Below are 13,033 nucleotides of genomic sequence, written 5' to 3' on the forward strand. Positions count from 1 at the left end.
TCCCACCCTGACTGATCGCGTTGGCTCAGGTGGCTTCTGTGAAGTCCACCACGCTGACCGGGCGGCGGAAGCCGCTAGTCAGTACGGCCAGGTACGCAAGGCCCAGGGCAAACCAGCACAGACCAATCACTAGCGTCAGCGCCGACAGGCTGGTCCACAGCCACAGCGTCAGCCCCAACCCCACCAGCGGTACCGCGCCATAGCACAGCAGGCCTTTGGCATTGCGGTGCAAGGTGTCGTTCATGAGGTGCGTCTTCACCACCGCCAGGTTCACGGCCGAGAACGCCACCAACGCGCCAAAGCTGATCAGCGAGGCGAGGGTGGACAGGTCGATCACCAGCGCCAATAGCGAAAACGCCGACACCAGCACAATGGCGAACACCGGCGTGCCAAAACGCGGCGACAGGTAACCGAACGTGCGCTGCGGCAGCACCTTGTCACGGCCCATGGTGAACAGGATGCGCGACACCGCTGCCTGCGAGGCCAGTGCTGAGCCCAGGCTGCCGGCGACGAAGGCGGCGGTGAAGAAGTTGGCCAGGAATTGCCCGCCTGCTTTGAACATCACTTCATTGGCTGCCGCATCAGCGTTTGCAAAGGTGCTGCCCGGTAGCACCAGCTGGCTGACGTAGGCCAGCGCGGTGAAGAGTACGCCGGCGAAGAGCGTGGTGAGGATGATCGCCCGTGGTACGTCGCGGCGGGCATCGCGGCATTCTTCCGCCAGGGTCGAGACGGCATCAAAGCCGAGGAACGACAGGCACAGTACTGCGGCGCCAGCCATCAGCGGGCCGAAGCCAGGTTGTGTGCCGTCACCCATCAGCGGCGAGAGCAGGTCTACCGGCTGGCCGGCCAGGGTCTGGCAGGACAAGGCCACGAATACCCCGATGAACACGATCTGCGCGCCGACGATCAGGTTGCTGGTTTTAGCCACCGAGTTGATGCCGACCACGTTGAGCACGGTCACCAGGGCGATGGAGGCGAGCACGAAGGCCCAGGCGGGCACCGCTGGGAAGGCGATGTTGAGGAACAGACCGATCAGCAAGTAGTTGATCATCGGCAGGAACAAGTAATCGAGCAGCAGCGACCAACCCGCCAGGAAACCAACGTTCTGGCCAAAGGCCATGTTGGTGTAGGAGTACGCCGAACCCGCGACCGGGAAGCGTTTGACCATGAAACTGTAGGACGCGGCGGTGAACAGCATGGCCACCAGCGTAACCAGGTAGGCGCCAGCGGTGCGGCCACCGGTGAGTTCGGTGACGATGCCGTAGGTGGTGAAGATGGTCAGCGGGACCATGTACACCAGGCCGAAGAAGACCAGGGCGGGCAGGCCCAGGACGCGACGCAGTTGGGCGGGGGTGGAGCAAGGTTGGTTGGCCATCGATCGATCCAGGCTTTTTTGTAATTGTGCTTTGATCGATTTTTATCCACTTATGTGGGGTGTGACAAAGAAGTAATCCTTATGCTGATTATTAGCCTGGGTTTTAATCGGATTTTGAACAGGCCGGCCCAGTCTCATGATTTAGCCCATTTCCGCCCGCAACTGCTCGATCCGCTGATCCTTCTCCAACCACAGCTGGTTCACCCAGGCCTGCACGGTCTGCCGGAAGGCCGGGTCATTTTCATAATCCCCATCCCACAACGCCGGGTCCAGCTCACGCACCTGAATGTCGATAATCACCCGGCTAATGCTGCCATTGAGCAAGTCCCAGAACCCCGGCGCCTGGTTGCCCGGGTAAACGATGGTCACGTCCAGCAGCGCATCCAGCTGCTCGCCCAGCGCCGCCAGCACAAACGCCACGCCGCCCGCCTTGGGCTTGAGCAGGTGGCGGTAAGGCGACTGTTGCTCCTGGCGCTTGGCCTCGGTGAAGCGCGTGCCTTCCAGGTAGTTGACCACGGTTACCGGCTGGCGCTTGAACAGCTCACAGGCGGCCTTGGTGATTTCCAGGTCCTTGCCCTTGAGTTCGGGGTGCTTGTCCAGAAACGCCTTGCTGTAGCGCTTCATGAACGGGTAATCCAGCCCCCACCAGGCCAGGCCCAGCAGTGGCACCCAAATCAGCTCCTTCTTGAGGAAGAACTTGAAGAACGGCGTGCGGCGGTTGAGGCTTTCGATCAGCGCGGGGATGTCGACCCAGGTCTGGTGGTTGCTCACGGCCAGGTACGAGGTGTCCTTGCGTAGGCGGTCGACGCCGCGGATGTCCCACTGGGTGGGGATGCACAGGGCAAAAATCGCCTTGTCGATCTCCGACCAGGTTTCGGCAACCCACATCACCGCCGCAGAGGCATAGTCACGGCCACGGCCCGGCAGCACCAGCTTGAGCAGGGCAAAGACCAGCAGCGGGCAGATCAACACCACAGTGTTGAGCAGCAGCAGGAGGGTTGTGAGAATGCCGGTCAGCAGGCGACGCATAAAGGAACTCTTGTAGTGAGATAAAAACAGCCGGCAATGATAAGCAGCGATGCGGCCTACGCCAAATGCCCAATGCCCAGCGGCGAGGACAAATGTTTCACATTGTGTTGATTACCGTGTGCAGACGAACCTATTCAACTCATGCAGTCTAAGCACTGTCTGCAATCAAGGAAGCGTAACCCGTGAAATCACTGCTTGCCCTGTTGTCACTGTTCGCCTTGCCGGTCATGGCCGCCGAGCCGACGATTTATGGCCGTTACGAAAACATTGCCCTGCCGGAAATTGGCGAGACCTTGAAGGCCAAGATGGACACCGGTGCCTTCACCGCATCGCTGTCGGCCAAGGACATCGAGCTGTTCACCCGCGATGGTGATGAATGGGTACGCTTCCGCCTGGCGACCAAGGAATCCGACGGCAAGGTCTACGAGCACAAGGTCTCGCGCATCAGCAAGATCAAGGGCCGTGCCGACGAAGAAGAAGAGGGCGATGCGCCGGAAATCTCCAAGCGCCCGGTGGTCGACCTGGAGCTTTGCCTGGGTGATGTGAAGCGCACGGTTGAAGTGAACCTGGTGGACCGCAGCAGTTTCAACTACCCGCTGTTGATTGGCTCCAAGGCGTTGCGTGAGTTCAAGGCCGCAGTCAACCCGGCCAAGAAGTTCACCGCCGGCAAGCCGGACTGCTGACCAACATTTCACCCGTTCCTTCGTGTAGGAGCAGCCTTGTGCTGCGAAGAGGCCATGCCCGACGCAGCAAATGTGCTGACGATACCGGCCTTTTCGCAGCACAAGGCTGCTCCTACAATGTCCAGCTACGCTCCCCAGCCAGGCCGGACACCATGCCCCATATCCTCATCGTCGAAGACGAAGCCGCCATCGCCGACACGCTGGTCTACGCCCTGCAGGCCGATGGCCACAGCACCGAGTGGGTGACCCTGGGCAGCGCGGCCCTCGACCAGCAGCGCCAGCGCCCGGCCGACCTGATCATCCTCGACATCGGCCTGCCCGATATCAGTGGTTTCGAAACCTGCCGCCAACTGCGCCGTTTCAGCGAGGTGCCGGTGATGTTTCTCAGCGCCCGTGATGGCGAAATCGACCGGGTGGTGGGCTTGGAGATCGGCGCCGACGACTACGTGGTGAAGCCCTTTAGCCCCCGCGAGGTGGCGGCACGGGTGCGGGCCATCCTTAAACGCATGGCACCACGTGTTGAGCCCTCCGCCGCGGCAACGCTGTTCCAGCTCGACACCTTGCGCATGCAGATCAGCTACCGTAACCAGCCGCTGAGCCTGACCCGCCACGAGTTTCGTTTGCTGCAATGCCTGCTGGAACAGCCCCAGCGGGTGTTCAGCCGCGAGCAACTGCTCGATGCCCTGGGCGTGGCGTCTGACGTGGGCTACGAGCGCACCATCGACAGCCACATCAAGAGCCTGCGCGCCAAGTTACGCCTGGTCGCCAGCGAGGCAGAACCGATCCAGACCCACCGCGGCCTCGGCTACAGCTACAGCCCGGATCACGCCTGATGCGCCTGGGCATCCGGATCTTCCTGGTGTACTTCCTGTTCGTCGGGCTGGCGGGGTACTTCCTGCTTAACACGGTGCGCGAACAGATCCGCCCGGTGGTGCGCCAATCGTCCGAAGAAACCTTGGTCGACACCGCCAACCTGCTGGCGGAGATTTTGCACGATGACGTCAAGGCCGGCACCCTCGGGCAAAGCCGCTTGCCCGAAGTACTCAAGGCTTACGGTTCACGCAGCCCAGGCGCGCAGATCTGGGGCTTGGCGAAGAACCAGGTCAGCCACCGCATCTACGTGACCGACGCCAAAGGCATCGTGCTGCTCGACTCCAGCGGTGAGGACCTGGGCAAGGATTACTCGAAGTGGAATGACGTTTACCTCACCCTGCGCGGCGAGTACGGCGCCCGTTCCACGCGCAGTGTCGCCGATGACGAAAGCACATCGGTGATGCATGTGGCCGCGCCGATCATCGATGACGGCCAGATCATCGGCGTGGTTACCGTGGCCAAGCCCAACAGTTCGCTGCAACCCTACATCGACCGCTCCGAGCGGCGTTTGCTCACATTGGGCCTGGGCCTGATCGGCCTGGGCTTGTTGATTGGCGCAGCGCTGTCGTGGTGGCTGGCGCGCTCGCTGCGCAGGCTGGCCCGTTACGCCCAGGCGGTCAGCGAAGGTGAGCGGGCGGCGCTGCCGCATTACAAGGGGGGTGAGCTGGCGCACCTGGCCAATGCAGTTGAGCGCATGCGCACGCAGCTGGAAGGCAAGGCCTACGTCGAGCGCTATGTGCACACCTTGACCCACGAGCTGAAAAGCCCACTGGCGGCAATCCGCGGTGCCTCCGAGCTGCTGCAGGGCGATATGCCGGCCGAACAGCGGGCGCGCTTTGCCGGCAACATCGAGCGTGAAAGCGAGCGCCTGCAGCAGATGATCGAACGCCTGCTCAACCTCGCCCGCGTGGAGCAGATGCAGGCGCTGGAGGATGAACAGCAGGTGGCGTTGGCGGCACTGGTCGACGAATTGCTGTTGGCCCATGCGGCGCGCATCGAAGCGGCGGGCCTGCAGGTGCGGCAGCGGGTGCCGGCCGGTTTGCGGTTATTGTGTGATCCGTTTTTGATGCGCCAGGCGTTGGCCAACCTGCTCGACAATGCGCTGGACTTTACCCCGGCCGGTGGGGCGTTGTTGTTCGAGCTTGAGCGCGATGGTGGGCGGGTGGCGTTGAGCCTGTTCAACCAGGGGCAGGCGATACCGGCGTATGCCATTGGGCGGGTGAGTGAGCGGTTTTACTCGCTGCCGCGGCCGGGAAGTGGGCGCAAGAGTACCGGGCTGGGGCTGAATTTTGTGGCCGAGGTGATGCAGCTGCATGGCGGTTCGCTTGCAGTAGATAACGTCGATGGCGGTGTGCGGGTAAGGCTGTGGCTGCCGGTGCGGCGTATCAGCTGAAAACACGGAATCTCCACACAGTCTCCCCAAGGTCTCCACGCAAGGCGCAGACACTGCGCCCATTGCCAAAGGAGGCCCTATGAACAAGACCCTTGGATTCAAGCTCGGCATGATTGCCCTGCTGATGGTGCTGTTGCTGATCCCGCTGCTGATGATCAACGGCCTCATCGACGAGCGCCAGACCCTGCGTGACAGCGTAGTACGTGACATCGCCCAGAGCGCCAGCTTCGACCAGCAGCTCAGTGGCCCGCTGCTGGTGGTGCCTTACCGCAAGTACCAGCGTCGCTGGATCGACAAGGACGGCGAGCGTACCCAGGAGACCAGCAGCATCGCTGGCCACCTGTACTTCCTGCCGGAAACCTTCGAGGCCGATCTGGGTGTCGACACCGAGCTGCGTTCACGCGGCATCTACCAGGCGCGGCTGTTTCACGCCAAGGGCCGTATCACTGGCCGCTTCAAGCTCCCCGAACGCTGGGGCATCGACAAGGATTTTGAAGACTACCGGTTCGACAAGCCCTTCCTGGTGGTGGGCATCAGCGACATTCGTGGCATCGAGAATGGCCTGGAGCTGACGCTCGACGAGCGCAAGTTGCCCTTTGAAGCGGGGACTGGGCTCGACTGGATGCGCGGTGGTGTGCATGCCAGCGTGCCAGGGCTGGATGGCCTGCAAGCGCGGGAGCTCAGCTACGGCTTCGACCTGGCGCTGCAAGGCACTGGCCAGTTGCAGGTGTTGCCGGTAGGCCGTACCAGCAGTGTCGATATGCGCGCCAACTGGCCGCACCCAAGCTTCATCGGCAGTTACCTGCCCAGCCGTCGCGGCATTGATGCCCAAGGCTTCACTGCCCACTGGCAGACATCGTTCTTCGCCACCAACCTTGAAGATGCCCTGCGCCAGTGCGCCACGGCCGGGCAATGTGAGGACTTCAGCGAGCGCACCTTTGGCGTCAGCTTTGTCGACCCGGTCGATCAGTACCTGAAGAGCGAGCGGGCGATCAAATACGCGTTGCTGTTCATTGCCCTGACCTTTGCCGGCTTCTTCCTGTTCGAGGTGCTGAAGAACCTCAGCGTGCACCCGGTGCAGTACATCCTGGTGGGGGTGGCGTTGGCGTTTTTCTACCTGCTGTTGCTGTCGATGTCCGAGCACATTGGCTTTGGCCCGGCGTACGGGCTGTCGGCTTCGGCCTGTGTGTTGCTGATTGGCTTCTACCTGAGCCACGTACTGCGCAGCCTGGGGCGTGGGGTTGGGTTTGCGGCGGGGTTAGCGGCGTTGTACGGGATGCTTTATGGGCTGCTCAGCGCCGAGGACTACGCGCTGTTGATGGGGTCGCTGCTGTGTTTTGCTTTGTTGGGCGTGTTCATGGTGCTGACCCGGCGGCTGGACTGGGCGCGGGTGGGGAGGGCGGCATGAGGGAGGACAGAGAGCTTGGGCGGTGGTTGGCGCGCAGGATTGGGGAGTTGTTTCCTGTGATACCGGGGTGAGGCATTCGCAGCACAAGGCTGCTCCTACAGGGCGCGCGCTACCGTGTAGGAGCAGCCTTGTGCTGCGAAGAGGCCGGTCAGGCCGCTGGAGATGTAGCCACCATCGAAGGCCGTTGGGCCACTTCGGCATACCACTTCGCCAGCCCAGGCTGGCGCTCACGCCAACCAAATTCAGGCTGACGCAAATCCAGGTACCCCAACGCACAGGCCACGCCAATCGCGGCCAGATCAAAGCCTGAAATCAGCTCCGCCAGATGTTCCTGCTCCAGGTTGGCCAGGCTGCGGCGGATCTTGTCGCCCTGCGCCTCGAGCCAGCCATCCCAGCGCTTGTCCTCAGGCCGCAGGAAGCTCTCATAGCGGCTCGACACCGCCGCATCCATGATCGCATCGGCCTGCGACGCCAAGGTCATGCGCCGCCAGCGCGCCGAGCCCTCACGCGGCAGCAATGGCAGGCCGACGTGCTGCAGGTCGAGGTATTCGCAAATCACCCGGCTGTCGTGCAGCACCGTGCCGTCATCCAGGCGCAGGGCCGGGATCTTGCCGATCGGGTTGCCCTGGTTGAGCTGGTCATCCCCACTCACTGGGCTGATGTTGACCGGCTGCAGGGTGACGCGTTCAAGCTGGCCGGTCTCGTGCAGCACCACCATGACCTTGCGCACGAAGGGCGACAGCGGCGAGTGGAACAGGGTCATCGTGGCCATGGTTCAGTTACCCTGCAGGCTGGGCGGCAGGCACACACCGGTACCGCCAATACCGCAGTAGCCGTCCGGGTTCTTGGCCAGGTACTGCTGGTGGTAGGCCTCGGCGAAGTACACGGTCGGGGCCTGGTCGATCTCGGTGGTGATCTCACCGAAACCGGCCTTGTTCAGCTCGGCCTGGAAGGCGTCGCGGCTGGCCTTGGCTTCTTCGAGCTGCTGCGGCGAGGTGCAGTAGATGGCCGAGCGGTACTGGGTGCCGACGTCGTTGCCCTGGCGCATGCCCTGGGTTGGGTTGTGCAGTTCCCAGAACATGGCCAGCAGCTCGCGGTAGCTGACCTTGTCCTTGTCGAACACCACCAGCACCACTTCGGTGTGGCCGGTCAGGCCCGAGCAGACTTCTTCGTACGTGGGGTTGGGGGTGAAGCCGCCGGCATAGCCGACCACCGTGCTGACCACGCCTTCACGCTGCCAGAAGCGGCGCTCGGCGCCCCAGAAACAGCCCAGGCCGAAGATGGCGAAGTCGATGGCACCTTCGAAGAAAGGGCCGAGCAGGGGGGTGCCTTCGAACACATAGTGGAACTCGGGCAGCGACATTGGCGTTTCGCGGCCAGGCAGAGCCTGCTCCGCGGTTGGCATGACGTTTTTGTTCACCAGGATTTCCGAACGCAGGACCATGGCCGTTCCTCTGTGTTTTTTCAGTTGGATTGGTGGTGAGGCCTTCGCAGCACAAGGCTGCTCCTACAGGGAGCGCGCACTGCTGCAAAAGGGCCCGAATGGGCTCTATAGTGCCCGAGGTTAACGTTGCTGTCAGGCCATTGGACCGCGCGGATAGCGCTTCAGTCGCTCGGCCAGCTCACGCCCCGGAATCGGCCGATCGAACAGGTACCCCTGGCCCACATCGCACCGGTGCCTGCGCAGAAACGCCAGCTGCGCCGGGGTCTCGATCCCTTCGGCGACCACCTTGAGCTTGAGGTTGTGGGCCATGGCCACCACCGCCGAGGTGATTTCCATGTCGTCCTGGTTATCCGGGATTTCGTTGATGAAGCTGCGGTCGATCTTGATGATGTCGATCGGAAACTTCTTCAAGTAGCTCAACGACGAATAGCCCGTGCCGAAATCGTCCATCGCCAGCGTCAGGCCCAAGGCCTTGAGCTCGTCGAGCTGGCGGTGGGTGTCTTCGGTCGCCTCCAGCAGCAGGCCTTCGGTCAACTCCAGCTCCAGCAGGTGCGAGGGCAGCGCTTCTTCCTTGAGGATCGAACTGATCGAGGCTACCAGGTCCGGGTCGGAGAACTGCTTGGGCGACAGGTTGATGGCCACGTGCAAGTTGCCCAGGCCGGCCTCGCGCAGTTGTTGGCTCATGCGGCACGACTGGCGCACCACCCACTTGCCGATGGGGATGATCAGGCCGGTTTCCTCGGCCACGCTGATGAATTGGTCCGGGCGGATCATGCCGCGCTCGGGGTGGTTCCAGCGCAGCAATGCTTCCAACCCCAGCAGGCGGCCGCTGCGCAGGCACAGCTTGGGCTGGTAGAACACTTCCAGTTCGTTCTGGGTCAGGGCGCGGCGCAGGTTGTTCTCGACGAACAGCTTGTAACTGGCCTCGGCATTGAGCACTTCGGTAAACACCTGCACCTGGTGCTTGCCGTTGGCTTTGGCCTTGTGCAGCGCCAGGCCTGCGTTTTTCATCAGGCTCGCAGGGTCGATGCCGTGCAGCGGCGCGCAGGCAAGGCCGACCGAGGCGGTGACGTTGATCAGCTGGTTGTCGACGAACATCGGCTTGTCGAGGGTATGCAGCAACTGCTGGGCGACGTCCTGGCCGTCTTCCAGGCGGGTGTCGTCGAGCAGCACAGCGAACTCGTTGCTGGCGAAACGCGCCAGGATGCCACCGGCGCTTAGGCTGTTGCGCAGGCGGCGGGCCAGGCTGACCAACAGCTTGTCGCCGGTCTGGTGGCCGAGGCTGTCGTTGATGCGCTTGAAGTTGTCGATGTCCACCAGCAGCAGGCACATCGAGTTCTCGCCGTTACGGGCAAAGCGCTCGTCGAGGCTGCGGATGAACGCCGGGCGGTTGCCCAGGTTGGTCAGGTTGTCGGTGTAGGCCAGGCGCTCGATGCGCTGTTGGGCCAGCTTGGTCTGGGTAACGTCTTCGTAGATGCCGATGTAGTGGGTCAGCTCACGGTTGTCGCCATACACCTTGGATATCGACAGTTGGCCCCAGTAGGGCTCAAGGTTTTTGCGCCGGCTCTTGAATTCACCTTGCCAGCTGTTGCCCATGGCCAGGCTCGACGGCGAATCGAACAGCAACTCGCTGAGGTTTTCCAGGGCTGGCAGCTCGGCCAGTTGGCGGCCCTGGACTTCATCGGTGCTGTACTGGGTGATCGCCGTGAAGCTTGGGTTGACGTATTCCACCACACCGTCGCGGTTGACCAGCAAAAAGGCACTGGCGCTTTGTTCCACCGCGCGCTGGAACAGGTGCAGGGCGCTGGCCGCGGTGCGTCGGTTGTGGTTGGTGATGACCTGGGCGAACTGGTCGGCCAGCTCACCGGCAAAGGCGATTTCATCGGACTGCCAGGCCCGCGGCTGGCCACTTTGCTCCAGGCACAACACCCCGATTACCTGGCCATCGACGCGCACGCTGGCATCGAGCATGGCTTTGTTGTCGGGGCACAGGCTCTGGGTCAGGGCGCGGGTGCGCGGGTCGTGGTTGGCGTTGTGAGCGTCGATGGCGCGGCTGGCGTGCAGGGCGTCGAGGTAGTCGGGAAAGTGGCTGGCATCGATGGCTTCGGGCAGGCGATGCTCCTGCGCGTGGCGGTACCAGGCACTGATCGGCTCCAGGCGCTGGCCTTCCAGGTGCCAGATGCTGGCGCTGTCGACCTTGTAGATTTCGCAGGCGCTCTGGGTGATCAGCTCGGCGGCTTCGAGCAGCGAGTTCTCTGCGCTGTAACGCTGGCGGGCCAGGCGCAGGATCAGGTCTTGCTGGCCGCGCACACGCTCCAGGTGTTCAAGCTGTTCTTGCTGGGCGCGCTGGTTGAGCTGCAGGGCCAGTTGCAGGCGGTTGTTGCGCGATTCCAGGTCACTGGCGTCAGGGTCGGCGGCGTCTGCGGGCGGGTCGTCGAGCACGCTCAGGTAGCCGCGCAGCAGTTGCCGGTTGTGTTGCCTGTAGGCTTCCCCGGCCTCCAGCAGGCGCAGTGACGCGCCAGGGGCATGCAAGGTGTAGCGCACGCGGTAGTAGCCACGCCGGGCAAGCTGCGACTGGATCTCGTCGTGCAGCCTGTAGCGGGCTTCGGGCTCCATCAGGCTGGCATAGGGCGAATCGACCAGGGCGCACAGCTCGCCTGCCTGCAGGCCGAATTGGCGCTCGCAGGTGGGGTCGAGGTAGAGCATGGCCCAGGTGGCTTCGTTGAGCCTTTCGAAACGCAGCATGCCGAGCCGCGAGGGCACGGGTAGCTGCGTGACGACCTCGGCCGCCACACGGCTGGCGGCATCGGGTTGGCTTTTCATCGAAGACTCGCTTGAAGAGGGAAACACGGCCTGGTCGGCGACGTATCTGGCAAGGTTGCATCATGTCCCGAGGGCTGGCAAGCGGCCATGTGTGATGCTGTGTACGGGTTATCGGCAGACGTACCATAAACTATAGGCGCGCCCCTTGTAGGAGCAGCCGTGTGCTGCGAAGAGGCCCTGCCAGGCGCTGGAAATGTTGGCGCTGGTACCGGCCCTTTCGCAGCACAAGGCTGCTCCTACAAAAAACCGGTGAGGTGTGAGCCGCAGGCAAAAAAAAGCCCCGCCAAATGACGGGGTTGAGGTACGAGCGTGGCAGCTCGAAAAGGGTACTGCCCCTCTTGCGAGGGGCAGCGTGCCGCCTTACAGCAGCAGGGTGCGGATATCCGCCAGCACGTCGCCCAGGCGCTTGGTGAAGCGCGCGGCGGCAGCGCCGTTGATCACACGGTGATCGTAGGACAGCGACAGCGGCAGCATCAGCTTCGGCTGGAAGGCTTTGCCATCCCAGACCGGCTGCATGGTTGCCTTCGAAACGCCCAGGATCGCCACCTCAGGCGCGTTGACGATCGGCGTGAAGCCGGTGCCGCCAATGTGGCCGAGGCTGGAGATGGTGAAGCAGGCGCCTTGCATGTCGTCGGCCGACAGCTTTTTGGTGCGCGCCTTCTCGGCCAGTGCAGCGGCTTCGGCAGCCAGTTGCAGCAGGCTCTTCTGGTCGACGTTCTTGATCACAGGGACCAGCAGGCCATCCGGGGTGTCCACGGCAAAGCCGATGTTCACGTACTTCTTGCGGATGATCGCCTTGCCGCTTGGCGCCAGCGAGCTGTTGAAGTCTGGCATTTCCTTGAGCAGGAATGCGCTGGCCTTGAGCAGCAGTGGCAGCACGGTCAGCTTGACGCCAGCCTTCTCGGCCACGGCCTTCTGCGCAACGCGGAAGGCTTCCAGCTCGGTGATGTCGGCGGAATCGAACTGGGTCACGTGCGGCACGTTCAACCAGCTGCGGTGCAGGTTGGCGGCACCGACCTGCATCAGGCGGGTCAGGGCCACTTCTTCCACTTCACCAAACTTGCTGAAGTCCACGGCAGGGATTGGCGGGATGCCAGCGCCGCCGGTTGCGCCGGCGGCTGCCGGGGCTTCCTTGGCCTTCTGCATCATCGCTTTGACGTAAACCTGCACGTCTTCTTTCAGGATGCGGCCATGCGGGCCGGTGGCCGCGACAGCGCCCAGCTCGACGCCGAATTCACGGGCCAGCTGACGAACGGCTGGGCCAGCGTGAACCTTGGCGTTGTTGCCAGCCGCCGGTGCGGTAGCGACCGGAGCAGGGGCAGCAGCGGGGGCGGCAGCGGCAGGTGCGGCAGCAGGCGCAGCCTCAGCCTTGGCCGGTGCAGCGGCGGCCGGAGCCGGTGCGGCAGCCGGCGCTGCGCCAGCAACCTTCAGCTTGAAGATCAGGTCGCCAGTGCCGACTTCATCTTCCAGCTTGCACAGCACTTCTTCGACCACGCCAGCAGCAGGCGATGGGATCTCCATGGAGGCCTTGTCGGACTCCAGGGTGATCAGCGACTGGTCGGCTTCGACGGTATCGCCGACCTTGACCAGTACTTCGATGATCTTGGCCTTGCCCGACGAGCCGATGTCCGGCACGTGGATGTCTTGCACGCTGGCGGCAGCCGGGGCTGCAGCAGGCGCAGGCGCGGCTTCGGCGGCCGGCTTTTCAGCGGCGGCCGGCGCAGCGGCAGGGGCAGGTGCGGCGGCTGGCGCCTCGGACGCCGCAGCGCCCTCGGCTTCCAGCACCAGCAGCTCGTCGCCTTCTTTCAGGCGATCGCCCAGCTTGACCTTCAGCTCTTTGATCACGCCGGCCTTAGGGGCCGGGATCTCCATGGAGGCCTTGTCGGACTCCAGGGTCAGCAGGCTCTGGTCAGCCTCGATACGGTCACCGACCTTGACGAACAGCTCGATGATTTCACCTTCACCGCTGCCGATGTCAGGTACGCGAATGAGTTCGCTCACTTAA

General features: G+C 63.1%; 10 protein-coding genes. 4 read left to right on the plus strand and 6 right to left on the minus strand.

Translation table 11 applies throughout. From position 1 onward, the window contains the following. Positions 1-25: 25 nt before the first annotated feature. Positions 26-1,375 (minus strand): APC family permease, encoded by a 1,350-nt coding sequence (locus tag LOY53_RS01725; RefSeq protein WP_258703530.1) that lies wholly within the window; start codon positions 1,373-1,375, stop codon positions 26-28. A 141-nt stretch (positions 1,376-1,516) separates the two neighbouring features. Then, positions 1,517-2,404: an acyltransferase gene (locus LOY53_RS01730; protein ID WP_258703531.1), complete on the minus strand. Its 888-nt coding sequence runs from the start codon at positions 2,402-2,404 to the stop codon at positions 1,517-1,519. Between the two features lie 182 nt (positions 2,405-2,586). Between LOY53_RS01730 and LOY53_RS01735 the strand changes: the two genes are divergently transcribed. The 4 genes from LOY53_RS01735 to creD all read left to right on the plus strand — a co-directional run bounded on the left by LOY53_RS01735 (position 2,587) and on the right by creD (position 6,761). Further along, positions 2,587-3,087, plus strand: a complete 501-nt coding sequence (locus LOY53_RS01735; RefSeq protein WP_099428126.1) for an ATP-dependent zinc protease — start codon at positions 2,587-2,589, stop codon at positions 3,085-3,087. Between the two features lie 152 nt (positions 3,088-3,239). After that, positions 3,240-3,920, plus strand: coding sequence for a two-component system response regulator CreB (creB, locus tag LOY53_RS01740; protein WP_252826472.1), 681 nt, complete (start codon positions 3,240-3,242; stop codon positions 3,918-3,920). Next, complete coding sequence (creC, locus tag LOY53_RS01745; protein WP_252826473.1) at positions 3,920-5,353, plus strand: two-component system sensor histidine kinase CreC; 1,434 nt, start codon at positions 3,920-3,922, stop codon at positions 5,351-5,353. The genes creB and creC overlap by 1 nt, the downstream gene beginning before the upstream one ends. A gap of 79 nt (positions 5,354-5,432) precedes the next feature. Beyond that, positions 5,433-6,761, plus strand: a complete 1,329-nt coding sequence (creD, locus tag LOY53_RS01750; protein ID WP_252826474.1) for a cell envelope integrity protein CreD — start codon at positions 5,433-5,435, stop codon at positions 6,759-6,761. 148 nt (positions 6,762-6,909) lie between these two features. Here the strand turns inward: creD and LOY53_RS01755 are convergent, their stop codons facing one another. The 4 genes from LOY53_RS01755 to aceF form a co-directional block, all read right to left on the minus strand. Further along, entirely contained in the window at positions 6,910-7,533 is a 624-nt protein-coding gene (locus tag LOY53_RS01755; protein ID WP_252826475.1) for a glutathione S-transferase, read from the minus strand. Between the two features lie 3 nt (positions 7,534-7,536). After that, on the minus strand, positions 7,537-8,205 hold the full coding sequence (gene msrA, locus LOY53_RS01760) for a peptide-methionine (S)-S-oxide reductase MsrA (RefSeq protein WP_085274042.1): 669 nt from the start codon (positions 8,203-8,205) through the stop codon (positions 7,537-7,539). Positions 8,206-8,337: 132 nt separating this feature from the next. Beyond that, positions 8,338-11,028 carry a bifunctional diguanylate cyclase/phosphodiesterase gene (locus tag LOY53_RS01765; RefSeq protein ID WP_258703532.1) on the minus strand — a complete coding sequence of 897 codons (2,691 nt, stop codon included), beginning with the start codon at positions 11,026-11,028 and terminating at the stop codon, positions 8,338-8,340. Positions 11,029-11,388: 360 nt separating this feature from the next. After that, positions 11,389-13,029, minus strand: a complete 1,641-nt coding sequence (gene aceF / locus LOY53_RS01770) for a dihydrolipoyllysine-residue acetyltransferase (RefSeq protein ID WP_085274043.1) — start codon at positions 13,027-13,029, stop codon at positions 11,389-11,391. Between the last annotated feature and the right edge of the window lie 4 nt (positions 13,030-13,033).

The sequence above is a fragment of the Pseudomonas sp. B21-031 genome, assembly GCF_024748985.1.
Lineage (GTDB): Bacteria > Pseudomonadota > Gammaproteobacteria > Pseudomonadales > Pseudomonadaceae > Aquipseudomonas > Aquipseudomonas kermanshahensis.

Coding starts and splice junctions, on each gene's coding strand:
- LOY53_RS01725 (WP_258703530.1), bottom strand. CDS start 1,375: ATGGCCAACCAACCTTGCTCCACCCCCGCCCAACTGCGTCGCGTCCTG.
- LOY53_RS01730 (WP_258703531.1), bottom strand. CDS start 2,404: ATGCGTCGCCTGCTGACCGGCATTCTCACAACCCTCCTGCTGCTGCTC.
- creB (WP_252826472.1), top strand. CDS start 3,240: ATGCCCCATATCCTCATCGTCGAAGACGAAGCCGCCATCGCCGACACG.
- creC (WP_252826473.1), top strand. CDS start 3,920: ATGCGCCTGGGCATCCGGATCTTCCTGGTGTACTTCCTGTTCGTCGGG.
- creD (WP_252826474.1), top strand. CDS start 5,433: ATGAACAAGACCCTTGGATTCAAGCTCGGCATGATTGCCCTGCTGATG.
- LOY53_RS01755 (WP_252826475.1), bottom strand. CDS start 7,533: ATGGCCACGATGACCCTGTTCCACTCGCCGCTGTCGCCCTTCGTGCGC.
- msrA (WP_085274042.1), bottom strand. CDS start 8,205: ATGGTCCTGCGTTCGGAAATCCTGGTGAACAAAAACGTCATGCCAACC.
- LOY53_RS01765 (WP_258703532.1), bottom strand. CDS start 11,028: ATGAAAAGCCAACCCGATGCCGCCAGCCGTGTGGCGGCCGAGGTCGTC.